The sequence below is a fragment of the Dyadobacter sp. genome (assembly GCF_039919315.1).
In the GTDB taxonomy this organism is placed as follows: Bacteria; Bacteroidota; Bacteroidia; order Cytophagales; family Spirosomataceae; genus Dyadobacter.
This window is the reverse complement of record NZ_JBDSFX010000102.1, coordinates 40,418-57,792: the sequence shown is the minus strand read 5'-3', so window position 1 is coordinate 57,792 and position 17,375 is coordinate 40,418. Positions and strand designations below refer to the sequence as shown.

Here is a 17,375-nt window from a genome sequence, read left to right as displayed (position 1 = left end):
CCAGACGGCTAATCTTACGCTTATGCAGGAATTTTTCGGGGCTTCTCCCGATCCCAGAAACGGTGTTGGGAAATAGCAAGGATAAACTTGTCCGCAAGTTCCGCAGGATCCTCCAGAACCACCAGGCCTTCTTTTAGTACAGTCTGGTCAGAAAATTCCGAAGGCAGCTTTTTACCGAAATAAGTGGCCTCCAACACCTGGATCGCTCCCGTATCGGCTGCAATGGCCTTACAATGCTTAAAGGCTTCATTCAGAAAATGAACAGCGTCCGCATCCGCTTCAATGGTAGCAGCACTGTTTGTCCCACCAGGAACGTAGACAGCGTCATATAGTACCGAAGCAGCCGTTAAAAAGCTATGATCTACCGGTATGTGTACATCATTTTCAGAAATGACATAATTCAGTCTTGGCGCTATCACCTCCACTACCGCGCCCGCTGCTATCAATGCATTTTTAACCGTTATCAACGACGATTCCGTGACACCATCAGCTGCAAGAAATGCGATTTTACGCGTTTTGACGCTATCCTTGATGGTATTGACCATACTTAATGCATCAGAGATACTGACTGTTGATTCGAAAATAAAGGAATCATAGTCTGCCGGATCCCCATCTGCGGGAATGCTGTGGTTGACAGGCAGTTTCGGATCTTCCGGTACATGCATCCTAAGCGCAAAAGCAACCTCGGCAGCAAGTCCTTTGTCGATCAGGGACAGGATACCCAGCATACGCTCGCGGATTTCGACGCTTTTAACCTTTCCTAATTCAAAGCTGAGCGCGTCCACAATGTGGTTTTTCTCGGGATCGGACTGACTGTTAAAAAACAATTTCGCCTGACTGAAATGGTCAAAAAAGCTTTTACTTCTCGCCCTGACCTTTCTGGCATCTATCCTTTCGGGATAGGAAGTAAATCCACCTTCCGATGCTTTTGCCTGGGCAGGAAACCCGCCGCCAATCGTATTGGGGTTGTAGCTGGATTTGCCTTTGTTAATGGTCTGCCGCATAAAGCCGTCCCGCTGATTGTTACGAACGTCTACGATCGGGCGATTGATAGGAATCTCCTGAAAGTTAGGGCCGCCTAACCGGGTCAGCTGCGTATCAGTGTAGGAGAACAACCTGCCTTGCAACAACGGGTCATTGGTAAAATCAATGCCCGGTACAATATGTCCTAAATGGAATGCGACCTGTTCGGTCTCCGCAAAGAAATTATCCGGGTTCCGGTTCAATGTCAGTTTGCCAATCCTCTTGACGGGAACAAGTTCCTCAGGGATCAGCTTGGTCGGATCCAAGAGGTCAAATTCATATTTAAATTCATCGGATTCCGGTACGATTTGCACGCCCAATTCCCATTCCGGGAAATTCCCGCTTTCGATCGCATCCCACAAATCTCTTCTGTGATAATCGGGGTCCTTGCCTGAAATATTCTGCGCTTCGTCCCATGCTACTGAATGCACTCCCAGCAAAGGTTTCCAGTGAAACTTCACAAAACTGGATACGCCTTCCTCATTAACAAAGCGGAAGGTGTGAACGCCAAATCCTTCCATCATGCGGTAGGACCTGGGAAGAGCACGGTCACTCATTGCCCACATGATCATATGGGCAGATTCCGGCATAAGGGATATAAAGTCCCAGAAGGTATCGTGAGCGGAAGCGGCCTGCGGCATTTCATTATCCGGCTCCGGTTTCACGGCGTGAACCAGATCGGGAAATTTAATGGCATCCTGGATGAAAAACACAGGCATGTTGTTTCCTACCAGGTCGAAGTTACCTTCCTGTGTATAAAATTTCACAGCAAACCCGCGCACATCCCTAGCCAGATCGGTAGAACCACGTGAACCGGCAACTGTCGAAAACCTTACGAAAACAGGTGTTTCGATGGAAGGGTCATTCAGAAAACCAGCTTTGGTCACATTAGCCATTGGCTCGTAAACCTTGAAAACGCCATGCGCACCCGATCCTCTTGCATGAACAACCCTTTCAGGAATACGCTCGTGGTCGAAATGCGTAATTTTTTCCCTGAGGATAAAATCTTCGAGCAGCGTTGCTCCTCTTTCACCCGCCTTTAAAGAATTTTGGTCGTCATTAATGCGCAGACCGGTGTTGGTATTCATCAATTCGCCCGTGGCGTCCGCAGTATGCGGGGCCAAACTGGCTGTTTTATCATTTTCCTGCTGTATCGAGGACTGATCAGCCTCTTTTTTGGTCGCCATAGTATTGTTGGTTAAGTCAAGCTTCGTCAGCCGCTTTATAGTTGACATCGTTTTCAGCTACCTCAGTCAGCAGCTCATCGGCAAGTTTTTCTTCATTTAAAGTTTGTGCAAGTATTTCCGCAACTTCGTCAAGGCCAAGCGTTGTGGCCAGCTGTACCAGGCCGCCGTAGGTAGCGATCTCGTAATGTTCCACTTTTTGAGATGCCAGTATGATCCCCACATCGCGCGTCGCCGTCCCTGAGTCGGTGCTTTCAATGATGCCCTCACCTTCTTTGGCAAGACCTTCCATTGCATCACATTTCTTAGCGATAGCTTCCAATCCCAACAGATCGAATATAACTTCTAGCCTGCTGACATGCTCGACAGTTTCTTCCAAATGGTTTTGGATCGTATCAGCCAGCTTTTGGGAGGTAGCTGACTTGATCATCTTAGGAAGTGTTTTTACAAGGTGGTTTTCTGCCCAATAAATATCGCGGAGGCAGTCCACAAACAATTCCATCAAGGCAGGTTCTGCTCCCGCGGAAGTTTTGGTTTTAAATTTAGGCTCTGAACCTGTATCGTTTTTCATATGGGAAATAGTTATGTTGAATAACTTCTGGTACAAAAGCCGTTCCACTTAATTGTGGTTATTGAGCAATATTTTATACTTGTCGACCTGGCTTTCAATTAATCTAATGCAGGTCTTATAGATAAATTTAGGTGACTACCCTTTCCTTGCCATCTCTGTTTGTGTTTTGGAAGGGTCCCTCCCTTCCCGGGAGTTTGATCATTGGCCGGAGGTAGGTAATGTTGGATCGCAATCGCCAGATTTCCTAAATCCACTACGCGTCGAATATGCAGATGAATGCCCGACTTTGCGATGATTTGCTGGTCGGCAATTCCCATTTTGGTATCCCAAAAAACAACCCGGTAATGGCCGTCGTCCAGATTCGGAACCGAAAGGCTCACAAGATGTTGCTGCTCATTAAGCTTAATTTTGGCCTTGTTGCTACCCGTATATAGCAGCCAGATAATGGCCTGATTGCTGTCCCCACATCCGAAAACCCGGACAGAAGGTCTGTTGACGAGGATCTCTTCATTCAAATTCACCCTTCTGAAATTTTTCCAGTCGATCAGGCGCACAAACGCTGACAGGTTCTGTTGTGCCCGTCGCATACCGTGTGTCAGCACGTGCGGGTGCCGGTATGGCCACCGCATCCCACCGCCTGCGGCCCCTGACGCGAAGTGTGCCCATTGCATATGAAGGTAATGGGCGTCATCAAAGTCTTCGGGAAGGCCTTTTTTGTTTCTTCGAAAATAGGCGATCGGGCCATGTTCGCTGTCAAAAAATGGACGACCCGCAGGAAGCAGTTCAAGAGCATACCTCACCATCCGACCGGTCGTGATTGCTGCTGAATGGACATTTTTGGGGTAGTCGATAGAGCCTGGCTCGTAAAAATGAGTGGAGGCAAAATCGAGCAGCGGATGCTGGAATACGAGAGCGTTCATACCGGGCTCGTTGAGGATGGGTGCAAAAGCGGAAATGGTTTGCAGGTGGGATTTTTGGAATAATTGCATTTCCTTTTCCCGGATGTGCGTACTAATGTCATCAATATACCTACCCAAATTCTCAATGCTCTTCCCAGCATGCACAGGACTGATCTCATTCCACAAATCCCATCCAAACAACGCCCCGCTTCCTCCCCATCGCTCAATGAAAAAAGTAAACCTTTCTTTCAGCGCGGATAGCATATCCGGGCAGCTCAACCATTGCCATTTGCTCTTACATGGCCCGCCTAAAAGTTGATTATAGGGATGATATTTCCAGCGCCTGGCCATCCAAAAAGTATCGAACGGGGTCACAAGGACGCGGATACTGTATTTTTCGCAAAGCAAAAAAAGATCATCCCAAAACTGCACCATATTGGACTGAAACCTGCCCACAGGTTTTTCAAAATAGCGGCCTTCGGTTTGGCAATATTCCATCATCAAGCGTATGCAGGTGACGCCATGCGCGGCCAGGTAAGCCATATGTCCCTCCGCCTGGGCCACGTCTTTTCTTTTAAAGAGACCCTGGAAATCAGGCCAGGTTACCGCGTCATTCTGACCGACCGGTGTCCAGTCAGTCCCCTTCTCATCCTGAAAATAAGGACTATCTACGTCAACGACGATCCATGGCATTATCGAGGGCATTTTAAAAATTGAAAGCTGCCCTTGGGAGGCAGCTTTCAATTTCAATCCTTGGTTAGGCTTTTGCGACATCCCGCAAAGCTTTGATCCGATCATGTGCAGAATTGATGCCCTGCGCCTGACTTCTCACAATCTCAATACCCTGATAGGGTAACTGCTCATCAGACAACGCATCCTTATATGCTTTCTTGATTGCATCCTCGCCACGTTCAGCCTCGGATAAAATGCTTGCTCGGTCACTGCCGCCAAATAATGCTTTCACATCGATCCACGCCCGGTGTAAGGTGCCGCTTACGCTTTTTTCAGTTTCAAGGTGTGGTGCAGACCCTGCGAGTGCGGATAATTCCTGCACGTTTTTACGGCTTTGATCGGCATACTCTTCAAAGATTACTTTCAAATCGAGATTTTCATCATTAATATCTTCAATTGCTTTTTCAAAACCAGCTACGCGGTCATTGTTAATTTCAATCAGATCTTCAATCACGCCATTCGCATTTTCTGTAGTTGCCATATTGATTTTTAATTTGTTCAAATCAATACTTTACGAATATCGTGCCGCAATCATCACAAGCTAAAAAAAGATGGGTTAAGTGCCACAAAGAATAACCGTAAAAGAAATCCCTTATCTACCGCGAAATGAATTCAAAAAAAGACATTTGAATTAGTTAAGATTTCAACCCTTAATTAACACGTTTTACGCGGAAGACACCATTCACAGCCGTTTCACCGATTTTAAGAGGGTTAGGCGCTGTATCAATCCAGCCAGCAGGTTGCACAGTGAATGAGCCTACTACCCAGGCCTTGTCGGAACAGTCAACGGTCAGTGAACCTCCGCTTACGGCAAGATTTTTTCCGTAAAGATGTTGATAGATCAGTTTACCTTTGTTTAAATTAAAAGCCACGGCAATGCCTTTTGTCCAATGGAAAATACCCGTTGGAGCTCCATTCCAAAGTAAAGAAGCACTTTCCTTTCCATCCATCCCCTGAATAACATTCTGTGCGCCGGTGATACTGGCTCCTCCTGCATATGTACGCCAGGCCCCGCCATCCAGCTGAACTGATAGTCCTTCCGGAGCAGTAAAAATGTTGCATACCAGCCGGATATCTTTAAAGAGTACGCCGTCTATTTTCACAGTTTCGTTGAGAAACACAGTTACCGCAGCAGGATTGATGGCCGGAATGGAAGAAGGCGCATGGTAATCGGCCTGGTTTTGGTTAGGTTTCAGAACACCCCCGCCCCGGAGCGTCCATTTTTCAATGTGCTTCGAAGGAATGCGGCTGGGAAGCGGTACAAAAAAATCATCCCCCACTTTTTCTGATTGGGGTGTCTGAAAGGCTACCAAGAACAGATTCCCGCCCGGGTTCAAAAACGAATTTCCGGGAGAAATGTACATGGTTTGAAACAGCGCCCAATCGCTGAAATGCGTACTTTCCACACGCACAGATCGTGCTGTTGTGTCAAGACTTTTAGCTGACGGATACTGCCAGATTCCTTTGTCGTTTTGGTAGGCAATGCGCAGTGCTTCGGGAATGGAGCCATTCACGTCGGTTTCGTTATAGTTGAATGTGACGGTCACCGGTTTGCCGAAGACTTGTCCGTGCGGCAGCAAACGGAACGCCTGCCCCGTGCCGGCAGGACATTGGTTACTGAGCGGTTGAACTGAAATGGTTTGCTCGGTAGCTAATGCTCCGGCCGGAATGGTAATGCGGATACGTTCGTCAGCAGATTGAATGGTACCACCCGCAGGCCCGATGTTGGCAGTAATAGCAGTGCCTTCGGAAATTCCCACCGGAGTAACGGCGCCGGTAACCACGGCGGGTGTACCATCCGGTTCGGGCCTAACGGACTCGTTTTTAGAATCACAAGAGGCAATCAGAAAAGTGAGCGCTAGGCCCACCAGTAATGTAATCGGACTTTTCATGGCTGATATTGATGGTGACTTTATGAGGTATTGAACTTGTCATTTGACCCCACAAAAGTATAATCCATTGAAAGCCTCCAAAATAGTGGGTACTGCCCATTTTCATGAGCAGTACTACCTACATCCGGAATTTATATGTTGATGTAATTATCTTTTATCCAGCGCCATTTTCAGCGCCAGGACGGTGAGGATACTTGCCATAAACCATTTTTGAATTTTGACCCAAAGCGGCCTGCCCGAAAACCAGCCAGCCACACGTGAGGCACTCAAAACGATTATAAAATTGACCGTAAAACTGATCAGCATCTGCGTGATGCCCAGTTGCAGGCTCTGCGCCGTCACTGATCCGTTTTCAGGGTTAATAAATTGAGGAAAGAAGGAAAGGTAAAATACCGCCACTTTGGGATTTAAAACACTGGTAAAAAACCCATGCTGAACAATTTTGCAGGTTTATCAATAGCCAGATCAGCTTGCATTTCAAACAGACTTTTGTTTCCGGGTTTCACAGCCTGATAGGCCAGGTACAGTAGGTAAAGCGTACCGGCTGTTTTCAGGACTGTATATGCCAGCGGCACCGCAAACAAAACAGCGGTCAAACCAAAGGAAACCATGACGATATGAAAAAAGAAACCGCACACGATACCGCCCAGCGAGGTGAGGCCGGCCATTTTGCCCTGTGTAATGGAGCGGGAAATGAGATATACCATATTCGGTCCGGGACTGATAACCAATACCAGGCAAGCCAGCGCAAACAATAAAAGGTCAGAAGTTTGTATCATCAGTTTTTGCTGCTCATTGTTTCACACAAAACTGCCTTACAATTGGAGCATTGCGATCATCCAATTCTTAAAAAGCGAATAGTCCAATGCAAACATATTGCCAGTGTGGTTTCCTCCCGGTTACCGGTTGCTCAAATTGACGATTAAATTATTGATGCATAATCATTTAGCTATATATTTAAGTATACAATTCCTGATTGTCACAAACATTACAAACCTGGATAGCGTATGTCTACACCGATATCACTCCTGAAACCAGATCGACCCGACTCGATGTCGGGTGCCAGAGACCTCATCAACCTGGCCATCCGCGAAGGTGTCTTCTACTATCCGTCGCCTATAAGCTGGCGGGACGAAGTATTGTATTTTTTGCTACCTGACCGGTTCAGTGACGGTAATGAATCCACACGCCCATTATTGACAAGGGAAGAAATCGCTGCATTGCGTCAGACGGCCAGCCGTCCGGATTGGAACTGGCAACAATGGGCGGAATCGGGCACCAGATGGCAGGGAGGGACCATTAGCGGTATCAAAAGTCAGCTGAGGTATCTGAAAGATCTGGGCATTACCGCCATTTGGATCGGCCCGGTTTTCAAACAACGGATAGGCCTCAACTCTTACCACGGCTACGGTATCCAGGATTTCCTAGACGTTGATCCGCGCTTCGGCACAAGAGAAGACCTGGTCAAACTCGTTAGTGAATCTCACAGCAACGGAATACGTATACTACTGGACGTTATTGTGAATCATTCCGGGGATAATTGGGGATATGTGCCGCCCGATGGAGATTTGAGCAGCGCACTCAATGAGCCAGCCTACAAACCGTGGCCGCATTTCTACGGATCCGATGACCTGGATAACACAGAAGGCTGGCAACTGGCCTGGCGCGATGCGGCGCAGAAAGGTTTTGCGACCGAATCCGCCGACATTACCTCACGGCATGAGGGCGCATGGCCACGAGAGTTTCAATCCAAAAATATATACACCCGTGCAGGAATGGGTGACCTGGGCGAATCGCGTGACATAGGCGACCCGCACGCCGAGCACAAACGCACTGATTTTCTTTCCTTAAAGGATTTTGCCCTGGATGTGCCGGGTACCCTTAGCCAATTGATCCAATGTCTGCAGTACTGGATCGCATTGACTGACTGTGACGGTTTTCGCATTGATACGGTCAAGCACATGGCGCTGGAAGAGACTCGAAACTTCTGTGGTGCGATAAGGGAGTTTACGGACCTGATCGGGAAGCATAACTTTCTTCTAATTGGTGAAATAGCAGGCGGTGACAATTTTCAGGACGCGGTACTGGATTACACAGCCATGATGGAGCGGAACCTGAATGCAGCCCTCGATATTGGAAGCGCCCGATTGACACTGTCGGCAGTGGCCAAAGGATTGCAAAGCGGTAATTCCTATTTTGATATTTTCAATGAGCAAAGTCAGGGCTTCGAGTCCCACCGAAGCTTTGGAGACAGGCACGTTTCGATCCTGGATGACCACGATCATGTGTTTGGGAGTAAAGTTCGCTTTTCTGCTGAGGTACCGGATCATTTTCAAGTCAAGGACTACTATGTGACCGTGCCGGTCGCCATTCAGCTGCTTACACTTGGAATTCCCTGCATTTATTATGGTACCGAACAGGCATTTGCCGGTCCGGCCAGTACCCAGACAAACCAATTGGGCGGTTGGCGGGGTAACGATAAATATCTGAGAGAGGCCATGTTTGGCCCCGCCCATCCGCGTGCTAACATGACCGAAAGTATTGAAGACCAGGTATTGCTGCAAGATAAATCGTTACCCGGATTTGGCCCATTTGGTACTACGGGAAAACATTGCTTTGATCCGGGGAGCCCGGCGTACGTACGGATTTCCAGCCTTTGCAAAATACGGGCTGCGCACCCGGTGTTACGTTTGGGCAGGCAATATCTACGTCAGATCCAGATTCCGGGGACGGGATTTGAGCTACCAAAAGCAGGGGAGCTGGTGGCGTGGTCACGGATCCTATATAATCAGGAAGCGTTGTGCATCGTAAACCCCAATGGTTTGGATGCCCGGGGTGGTAATGTGGTCATAGCGGCTGAGCTGTCACCGCCTGGTACTGAGTATGTAGTCATTGCTAATACTGCACAAACGGCAGCAGGAGCACCCTACGCCGGGTCTCATCCTGCCGGATCGAAGGTTACGGTGAAGGTTTCAAACCAATTCGGCGGCACTTCTTTTGTGGAGATACGGGAAATTCAGCCTGCGGAGGTTTTGGTTTTGCTTAAAAATAGCTTTGCATAACACACACCTGCATTGTTTTGATTTAATATGAAAAACAAAAAAGACCGGCTGCCATCGTTAGAGCAGCCGGTCTTTACTAAATCGCTTTTCAAAACTATTCCTTCGAAAGCAACCCCGGATAGAGCGTTCCGTCGGCAGATGGAAAGTCAATGTTCAGTAATTTGGCAATCAATGGGGCGATATCTTGCAAGCCCATTTCAGGGATTACTGCTCCTTTTTTGATGCCTTTCCCAAAAACGACAAATCCTGTCTGTATTTCTTTTGAATCAGGGAAAAAACCGTGGGTACCACCGCTGGCCGGACGTAGGAAATCGCCAGTTGCAGCGCCGTTGAAGGTAAAACCTTGTTTTGGAGCTAATGCGAAAGCCGCATTCGGGTCAGCACCCACAGCGTCCAATGCCGCGCGGTCTTTGATGTCGAACATTGCTTTTTGCGTTGGCGTCAGTTTGTCGAGAGCCTGTCTTACTTTTTCCAAAGTCTTTGTATCCTTCGGATCTTTCAAATGCAAAAATGACGATCCTGCCGAGGCGTGGAAATATGCTTTCCATGCGTCTTTGTTATTCGGATCATAAAGTCCGGCTTGTGCGAGGAGAATGTTCGGAGCTATGGACGAGTGAATGTCAACAAACCCATGGTCGCCAGTGACGATGAAGGTAGTTTTGTCTTTTATTCCCGCTTTTTCAACTGCTTCGATAATGGCTTTGATGCCACGATCCACACTCGTTAATGCGGCACGTACTTTCTCGCCGTCACGTCCTTCTTCATGCTCGAAGTGATCGACTGCCACCAAATGCACCGCCAGGAATGAAGGTTTGTATTTGCGGATAATATACCCGCTGGCTCTCGACAAGTTGTCATCAATGCCGAGGTAGTCTCCGTCAAAGTCGATTTCTTCCAGCTTGCCGATCGCATTTTGCTGCACTTCTTCGAAAAAGCCTTTCGGAAAAGAATTTTCATTCAATGCATTCAGCATATCCCTTTTTCCACCTTTTGTTTTTGGTAAATACCAATATTCCGGAATGTTGTAATCAGCCGGACCGCCCAATGATACCGGCCAGAATACGGATGCCGTTTTTAAACCTTTTTCTTTCGCTGCGCTGAAAATCGTAGGCACTTTAATCGTCTTGTAATCCCAGATCCATTTGCCCGTCACTTCCAGCGGTTCAGACGGCGTGTTGTAATACACACCGTGTTTGATCGGCTTTACACCGGTCACCATTGTGGTGTGGGAAGGATAGGTCACCGTCGGGAATACACCGACAACCCCGTCGGCGTACGAGCCGGTATGCATCGCCTGGCGCAAGTTCACCATCGACCAGCTTGGATCTTTGTAAAACTCCGGACGTAGCCCATCGATACTGATCAGGATCACGTGGGAATCCTGGGCCAGCAGCGAGCCGAAAGACCAGAAAATGCATGCGATAATGCTAGCTATTTTATTCATTTTCATTTAGTTATATTAAAAAAACTGAGCAAACATTGCTGTCCGCTCAGTGCATTGCAAATTGATTTTCTGCTGAACTAAAAAGAGTACCTTAAACCAACCTGGATCTGATAAGGGTTACCGTTCAGGCTGGATACACCTGTACCGTTGCTCATCCCGTAGCCAAATCGCTGTGTCGCTCTGTCGAATGAACGGATCGTGTACAGGTTTTGCTTACCCAGGTTATTTCCTACGCCCCAGTCCTTATTCAGCAAGTTAGCTACGTTGAAAATATCGACAGAAGCTTCCAGACCGTGATTCTTGTAGAAATTAAATTTCTTAGCCAATCTCAGGTCGAATACACCATAGAATCCGTTGATACCGCCGTTACGCTCAGCCATTTTGCCCATATCTCTTGTGATGTAGTCTTTAATGCTTTGCTCTGCTTCCGGGTTGTTAAGGATGGCTTTGATGCCGTCGCTGACAACCTTCGGCGTTTCAGGGCTGTTAGGATCATAAATGTAAGGAAGGTCGTTTGAAGAAACGAAGTCACCGTTCATGTTACCGCTCACGGCCATTGAATAACGCGTCCCGCCGATACCGGAGTAACGCAGACCCAGTGTTACACCCCAAATGCTTGGCGCAGTTCCATAGAATACTACTTTGTTACGGAAGTGGTTGTTGGCATAAGTAATACGGCTCAGGTCGCGTGGATCGTCATTGACCATCAAATCGAGTGTCGCCGTGTTTGCCACGTTACCATTGTACGAAGTATTGTCTTTCGAATCGTTCCATGTATACGAGAATGTGATCTGTCCATCTTTGAAATAACGGTAGGTACCGTCGATCACCACGGCATACTGATTTTTCTTGCCAGTGCTGTTCAATTCAAGTACACGGCCTACGTTCTTGGTTTTACGGCTTTCTAACCAATTGGTCGCGCCATTTTTTTCCGTGATCGTGTTAACAGGTACATATACGCCACGGTTTGCTTCTGCAGCAATGCGGAAGTAAGGCTCTTCCACCATGTTGCGGTCTACATACATATAGTTGTTGCGTGCCCATGAAGCATAGCCGCTCACACCGATACGCAGACGATCGCTGAAAAAGTGGTTGTATGAGAAGTTTGTTTTGTAAAGAACAGGTATTTTCGCGTCAGCGTTGTTCATGTTGATCGTGATCAGACGCTCAATTTTCGGATTGTTGAACAGGTCAGCACCGGGAGCAGAAGACGGGTCGGCACGGTAGCCCGGGAAGTTGGGTTTAGGTACCAATGCACCCTGAATCTCAACCGCTGCCACTTTAGTTCCGTCGAACAGCATGTTGTTGATCATCGAATAAGGGTTCAGTTGTGAACCGAAGACACCCGCACCAAAACGAACAATGTCCTTGCTTTGTTCATTTACATCCCAGGTAAATTGTACGCGTGGCTGCAACTGTGTTGTATTGATCTTGTTGTCGGTACGCAGTTTCAATTCGTCGAATACGACCTGACTGAAATTCGCCTTGCTTAGATATTGAGTATTGTCTAAACGCAGACCAGCCATCATTTCAAGACCACGCGCCAGTTTGGTATCCATTTGTGCATAAATACCTGATGCCAGTGAGTTGACGATCGAGCTTGGATCGGCTAGCAGGTTGATTTCTCTTGCATAGCGGTAAGGCGTCTGGTTGTTGAAGTTGTCTAAACCGGTGAAATAGAAGCGTCCATTCATTTCACTACCATAAACCGATTTCATACGGTTGAACATTACATCAATACCGAAAGTGAAATTGATTTTTCCGGTGTTGTAATATAGGTTATTTACAGCCTGATACGTCTGCCCTTTGAACCACTCCGGAGAAAAACGCTGACCACCAATTTGAATCGCAGTGATATAGTTATTGGTACCCGCAGTAGAGGTTATGTTCTCAACAATGGCACGCGGGATACTTGCCGAAGGAAGTTCCGAGCTTGGGATTACCGCTTCATCCTGAAAGAAATGCTGCACTTTTAATTCGTTCGTGATTTTTGGGTTCACGATCGTACGAAGTGATGCCATTATGCTGTTGTTGAAACGCTTACGATCGATATAAGATTCGTATGCATTAATGGAAGTGTTGTCACCTTCCGACAGCTTGTCCATCTCGGTAATGAGGTTGTTGCGCAGCGTCAGCAGGTTCTTCGAATTCAGCTGCCAGTCAATTCTTGCGAAGATCGCGTCAGTGCCTTTCTTCTTAGGAAATGAACCGAATTGCGGGTGGTTGGATACGCCGTATTTCGTTCTGGCGATGTCCAGGAAGTTGTCCAGGGTAGTCTGCGTAACCTTGTTGGCTGCTACATCAGCGTCTGATTGCAGATTAGCAATAAAAAGAGGACGGGAATCGGCCTGATGATCCCATGCCACAAAGAAATGCGCTTTGTCTTTTTTCAATGCGCCACCCAGTGACATGCCAAACTGGTTTGTCGAGAAATCCTGCGTTCTTTTATTTCCACGCAAGTCATGAGAGCTTGAAAGCCAGTCGGTACGCATAAAGTTGAATGCGCTACCTGACAATTTGTTCGTACCCGACTTGGTTACCGTACTGATTGTACCGCCACCTGCGCGGCCCATTGTCACATCATACTCATTGGTAACGACCTTAAACTCGCGGATCGCCTCCATTGAAATCGCGTAGGCCCCGCCGGTTTCACCACCCGCAATCGTGCTCCGTGAGGTCATACCATCAATTGTATAGTTGGTAGAAGATCCCAGCTGACCGCCAAGGCTGTTACCGTTGCTCAATGGAGAAAGGTCAATAAGCGAGGTGAAATTCCGCCCGTTTACCGGCAGTTTGGTAATATCTTTTGCAGTAATCGGAGTGGAAGAGCCTAGACTCACTACGGTGTTTTTGAGTGAGTTAGCTTTAATGTCAACTGCATTCAATTCAGTTGCACTGATTTCCAGACTGAAATTCAACCGCAGCTGATCACCTTGGTTCAGGGCATAACCTGTTTTCTTTTGTTCTCCATAACCAATGTAAGACACAGTGATAGAGTAAGGTGATCCCAATGGTAATTGCTTGATAATGTAGTCCCCGTTGGCATCCGTTACCGTACCTGCCTGAAAACCTGTCGATTCATTTTTTACGAATACAGTGGCGCCCACGATCGGACCCACTTTTGCTTCGGAGACCTTTCCCACGATGGTGGCTTCGTTGCCTTGCCCCAATGAGCGCGGCGCAGCATACAGTAATAGTGCCCACATCAGCAGGCAAGTAGTAATTAATCTCATCATTTTCTGTTCGTTTATTTAATTATCAACTAGTGGTTAATGCGCATCCGGTAGGCGTACAGACGGTGACTATCCCTTATATACGTTGTGTTCAGAATGAATACCGGCATAGGCTGCCTGGATCGCAGGGATTCGGCTTAGGTGAAGCCGTCCGGATAGCATCCCCGCTAATCAGGCGCAAATGTAGGCGCGCAATGTTACCATTGCGTTAATCGCGGATTAACCTTGGGTTAATTTGAAAAAGTGAGAGAAATGGAAGTTTATTCAGGGCATTCGTCCAGTGGGGTAACCTTTCCTTGATCCAATTGCCAACAATTACCGTAAACATCTGAATATACTAATCGCAGGTTTAGGTGTTGGCCTGTAATATATTCCTCCAATTTCCGGCCCAATGAATCATTCTCATAAATACCAATCAGATTGACTCCATCACCTGATTTAATCACTGAACCATTTTGAATATAATCAAATCCCGCTCCCTTATTGTGGTATCCCAGCTTCGAAAAGAAAAATTCCCGGGGATTCTCATAACTTGTAGTATCATACATGCATTCTACTTTTTGTATGATAGCAGGGCCGATCCCACGATTTTCCAATTGCCACAGATATTGACCTTTTCTGGTCGAAACATAAGCCTGCAGATATGGCCACACGGACGCATGTTGCTCCTCACGTGCTATTTTAGTTTGAAAAATAGAGACAAAAAGAGCCGCTAAACTCAGGACAACGGCAGAAACACCAAGCAGTATTTCAATGTTGATTTTTCTGGCTTTCGGATTTGGTTCTTCTGGCGGCATTTTCGATCAAAGATTTTGATTCTATAAGAAACGGGCTTATCAATCTACTTATTTTTCGGTTCACAAATTGTCAGTGGTTACATCGCCGAAGGTTTGCGCAACGGCTCAATAAATCTGCTGTTCACTCAATGATCCGGAAATGAGCGGCACCCACTACGTAATTTTACGTATAACCAAATCCTCCTGCGGCGGCTGGTTTGGAATAGCAGATCCGTTCAGCAAACTATTTTATACACATTCATTTTATGGAATTCCCGATCCTCATTGCATTCTTTGCCTTTATCTTTTATCTGAGATATGTGCCTGATAAAAGGTCAGAAAGTGAAAAGGAAGAAGACAGGCTTTCTGAGAATATTGCTTTGTACCGCTCCGGTGATCTGTCAAAGGCATTTGACACCTTTGACCAGCGTATTAAGCAATACCCGCAATCCAGTATTTCGTATTTGTACAGAGGTCTTTGCAACAAGCAAATGGGTAATCTAACTTTGGCAACAAAGGATTTTCTGACAGGCATCAGCTATGATAACACCTTTGCGGACTTGTATACCGAACTGGGGAAAGTACAGAGAGAAACCGGCCAGCTGGAAGATGCGCTCACCTCCTTTACGACGGCCATCAGGGTATCGCGCGGACAGGCACCTGAGCCTTACCACCAAAGAGGTCTGACGCTACAAGTTCTCGGTCGGGGCCCGGAGGCCGACATTGACTTTGCGACCGAAGAATTTATAGAGCAACAAGAAGCACGTGAAAAACAAAATCAAACAGAAACCAAACGTCCGCCGTGGTTTGACCGCAAACTTCTGCTCAATATCATGCTGGTGTTTGTGTGGTCTGCGCTTTTAATCGTCTCGATCAAGGCCGCTTCCAGCATTCATTTGCCTTACCTTACAGCCGTAGTGCTATCGGTTGCGCTGGGCTTCGCAGAACCAGACCGGGGATGGATCCTGGCCACCACCCAATGCATCACCCTGCTTGTGGTATATATGTACGTGATGGACAGGCCTTCATCTCAGGCGCGCACGGAGCTGGAATATTTTATGTTGTTTGGCGCGATCGGGCTGACCTTTATGACAAGTTTTCTGGGAGCATTTCTCAAAAAGGCAATCAGTTCATGAAAAATCCCTGATCTCACTGCAGGTGTAGTTGCCGCCTTTGATGACTGTTTTGATGCAGGTGACGAGTTCTTCGGGCTGGTTGTTTTTCAAAAGATATCCTCTTACTCCTACTTTCATCAGCGACAGTGCCTGATCGTAAAGCAGCCTACCGGCGTAAACCACAAATGATGATCCGGGATATTCCCGCATCATTCTCTTGATAATCGTCCTGTCAATTCCATCACATTCTTCGGTCAAACCGATGATGATAATATCGAAAGTCTGGTGGGTTACATTCTTTTTGAAAGAATTGAGACAGGCTGTTTCCAGCATAGTGACATTTTCGAAATGGTCTTTGAGCAAGACAGACATTCCTGAACGAAGGACCGGGTGCTGGTCAATGAGTGCAATTTTCATTCCTGACAAAGTTTATTAGCTCACCAATAGCGTTAATTCAAAAAAATCATTCTCCCGGCACAGCCGGGAGATGACCAATCTACTCAACGTTATGAAATCATTCACCTATTACTCTTTATACTTCTCATTCATGATCCGCATTCCTCACAAGCCCGTCCGCCTCTCTTTTCATGGTACAAATGTATTGCGTATAACAGCCAACGACATCACAATAAATTGAAACCAATCTTGAAAAATGTTTTTTCAGGATTAAATAAATTTAGTCGCATGCAAATTAGTTCTATTGGCGATTTTCCCTAATATTGTCATATAAATACACAGATTTTTATTACTCTAACCGTTCCAATGAGCATTCAAATTATAGTAGCTGAGGACCATCCGCTGATTTTGATGGGCATCCAGCATTTGTTGATGGAGCATATACCAAGTGCAGTGATCACTACTACCGCAGACTTTAATAAAACGCTGGCTATACTTGAAAAACAAAAATTTGACCTCCTCATTATGGATATCAATTTACCGGGCGGAGATAAGGTGGGAATGATCAGCATGGCCAGAATGAAGCAGCCCCTCATACCGATACTGGTCTGTTCCAGTTATGATGAGCAGCTCTATGCACTACCATTTTTGAAAGCCGGCGCAAACGGATACATTTCAAAAACCGCCGTGAATGAGGATTTTAAACTTGCCGTAGATCAGGTATTGGGAGGCAGGATTTACGCCAGTCCCTCCGTTATGCAGAACGCATTTGGCCAGCTTTTCAACACAAAAAGCGGGCAGGATTCTATTTGCGACAAACTTTCTGACAAGGAGCTGGAAGTGGCCAAACTATTATCCAAAGGACTGTCAACCAAGGCAATAAGCAACCACATTCATCTATCCTCCTCTTCTGTAAGTAGCTACAAGGCCAAGATATTTGAGAAACTGGGCGTGAGTAATGTCATTGAACTGACCACCTATTTTGAATTGAACGGATAGCCTATCGCGCTGTTGAATACGTATTATGCATGTATTTTTTAATGGCTGA

12 protein-coding genes and 1 pseudogene are annotated in these 17,375 nt (G+C 46.8%); 3 read left to right on the top strand and 10 right to left on the bottom strand.

The window, feature by feature from the left end; all coding sequences use genetic code 11:
• Positions 1-20: 20 nt before the first annotated feature.
• The 6 genes and pseudogenes from ABIO93_RS29795 to ABIO93_RS29770 form a co-directional block, all read right to left on the bottom strand.
• Positions 21-2,210: a catalase gene (locus ABIO93_RS29795; protein ID WP_348073679.1), complete on the bottom strand. Its 2,190-nt coding sequence runs from the start codon at positions 2,208-2,210 to the stop codon at positions 21-23.
• Between the two features lie 16 nt (positions 2,211-2,226).
• Positions 2,227-2,778, bottom strand: coding sequence for a ferritin-like domain-containing protein (locus ABIO93_RS29790; RefSeq protein ID WP_348073678.1), 552 nt, complete (start codon positions 2,776-2,778; stop codon positions 2,227-2,229).
• Between the two features lie 98 nt (positions 2,779-2,876).
• Positions 2,877-4,382, bottom strand: coding sequence for a hypothetical protein (locus ABIO93_RS29785; protein WP_348073677.1), 1,506 nt, complete (start codon positions 4,380-4,382; stop codon positions 2,877-2,879).
• 52 nt (positions 4,383-4,434) lie between these two features.
• Positions 4,435-4,890, bottom strand: a complete 456-nt coding sequence (locus tag ABIO93_RS29780) for a PA2169 family four-helix-bundle protein (protein ID WP_348073676.1) — start codon at positions 4,888-4,890, stop codon at positions 4,435-4,437.
• Between the two features lie 169 nt (positions 4,891-5,059).
• Positions 5,060-6,301 (bottom strand): hypothetical protein, encoded by a 1,242-nt coding sequence (locus tag ABIO93_RS29775; RefSeq protein ID WP_348073675.1) that lies wholly within the window; start codon positions 6,299-6,301, stop codon positions 5,060-5,062.
• A gap of 147 nt (positions 6,302-6,448) precedes the next feature.
• Positions 6,449-7,008 (bottom strand): annotated as a pseudogene (locus tag ABIO93_RS29770) (LysE family translocator).
• A gap of 300 nt (positions 7,009-7,308) precedes the next feature.
• On the opposite strand from ABIO93_RS29770, the gene ABIO93_RS29765 reads away from it, so the two are divergent.
• Positions 7,309-9,363, top strand: a complete 2,055-nt coding sequence (locus ABIO93_RS29765) for an alpha-amylase family glycosyl hydrolase (RefSeq protein ID WP_348073674.1) — start codon at positions 7,309-7,311, stop codon at positions 9,361-9,363.
• Positions 9,364-9,457: 94 nt separating this feature from the next.
• Here ABIO93_RS29765 and ABIO93_RS29760 read toward each other — a convergent pair whose 3' ends face one another.
• The 3 genes from ABIO93_RS29760 to ABIO93_RS29750 all read right to left on the bottom strand — a co-directional run bounded on the left by ABIO93_RS29760 (position 9,458) and on the right by ABIO93_RS29750 (position 14,837).
• Positions 9,458-10,807, bottom strand: coding sequence for an alkaline phosphatase family protein (locus tag ABIO93_RS29760; protein WP_348073673.1), 1,350 nt, complete (start codon positions 10,805-10,807; stop codon positions 9,458-9,460).
• A 77-nt stretch (positions 10,808-10,884) separates the two neighbouring features.
• On the bottom strand, positions 10,885-14,043 hold the full coding sequence (locus ABIO93_RS29755) for a carboxypeptidase regulatory-like domain-containing protein (RefSeq protein WP_348073672.1): 3,159 nt from the start codon (positions 14,041-14,043) through the stop codon (positions 10,885-10,887).
• Positions 14,044-14,300: 257 nt separating this feature from the next.
• A complete protein-coding gene (locus tag ABIO93_RS29750; protein WP_348073671.1) occupies positions 14,301-14,837 on the bottom strand; it encodes a hypothetical protein in 537 nt (178 codons plus the stop codon).
• Positions 14,838-15,082: 245 nt separating this feature from the next.
• On the opposite strand from ABIO93_RS29750, the gene ABIO93_RS29745 reads away from it, so the two are divergent.
• The gene (locus ABIO93_RS29745; protein WP_348073670.1) at positions 15,083-15,952 is read left to right on the top strand and encodes a hypothetical protein; all 870 of its coding nucleotides are present in this window, start codon (positions 15,083-15,085) and stop codon (positions 15,950-15,952) included.
• Here ABIO93_RS29745 and ABIO93_RS29740 read toward each other — a convergent pair.
• A complete protein-coding gene (locus ABIO93_RS29740; protein ID WP_348073669.1) occupies positions 15,947-16,348 on the bottom strand; it encodes a response regulator in 402 nt (133 codons plus the stop codon). The genes ABIO93_RS29745 and ABIO93_RS29740 overlap by 6 nt on opposite strands.
• A 345-nt stretch (positions 16,349-16,693) precedes the next feature.
• Between ABIO93_RS29740 and ABIO93_RS29735 the strand changes: the two genes are divergently transcribed.
• Positions 16,694-17,326, top strand: a complete 633-nt coding sequence (locus tag ABIO93_RS29735; protein WP_348073668.1) for a response regulator transcription factor — start codon at positions 16,694-16,696, stop codon at positions 17,324-17,326.
• Positions 17,327-17,375 lie beyond the last annotated feature (49 nt).

Bases quoted from the DNA above. Each gene is read 5' to 3' on its own strand.
- ABIO93_RS29745 (WP_348073670.1), top strand. From the start codon at position 15,083: ATGGAATTCCCGATCCTCATTGCATTCTTTGCCTTTATCTTTTATCTG.
- ABIO93_RS29760 (WP_348073673.1), bottom strand. From the start codon at position 10,807: ATGAATAAAATAGCTAGCATTATCGCATGCATTTTCTGGTCTTTCGGC.
- ABIO93_RS29790 (WP_348073678.1), bottom strand. From the start codon at position 2,778: ATGAAAAACGATACAGGTTCAGAGCCTAAATTTAAAACCAAAACTTCC.
- ABIO93_RS29750 (WP_348073671.1), bottom strand. From the start codon at position 14,837: ATGCCGCCAGAAGAACCAAATCCGAAAGCCAGAAAAATCAACATTGAA.
- ABIO93_RS29740 (WP_348073669.1), bottom strand. From the start codon at position 16,348: ATGAAAATTGCACTCATTGACCAGCACCCGGTCCTTCGTTCAGGAATG.
- ABIO93_RS29785 (WP_348073677.1), bottom strand. From the start codon at position 4,382: ATGCCCTCGATAATGCCATGGATCGTCGTTGACGTAGATAGTCCTTAT.
- ABIO93_RS29755 (WP_348073672.1), bottom strand. From the start codon at position 14,043: ATGATGAGATTAATTACTACTTGCCTGCTGATGTGGGCACTATTACTG.
- ABIO93_RS29735 (WP_348073668.1), top strand. From the start codon at position 16,694: ATGAGCATTCAAATTATAGTAGCTGAGGACCATCCGCTGATTTTGATG.
- ABIO93_RS29780 (WP_348073676.1), bottom strand. From the start codon at position 4,890: ATGGCAACTACAGAAAATGCGAATGGCGTGATTGAAGATCTGATTGAA.
- ABIO93_RS29795 (WP_348073679.1), bottom strand. From the start codon at position 2,210: ATGGCGACCAAAAAAGAGGCTGATCAGTCCTCGATACAGCAGGAAAAT.
- ABIO93_RS29775 (WP_348073675.1), bottom strand. From the start codon at position 6,301: ATGAAAAGTCCGATTACATTACTGGTGGGCCTAGCGCTCACTTTTCTG.
- ABIO93_RS29765 (WP_348073674.1), top strand. From the start codon at position 7,309: ATGTCTACACCGATATCACTCCTGAAACCAGATCGACCCGACTCGATG.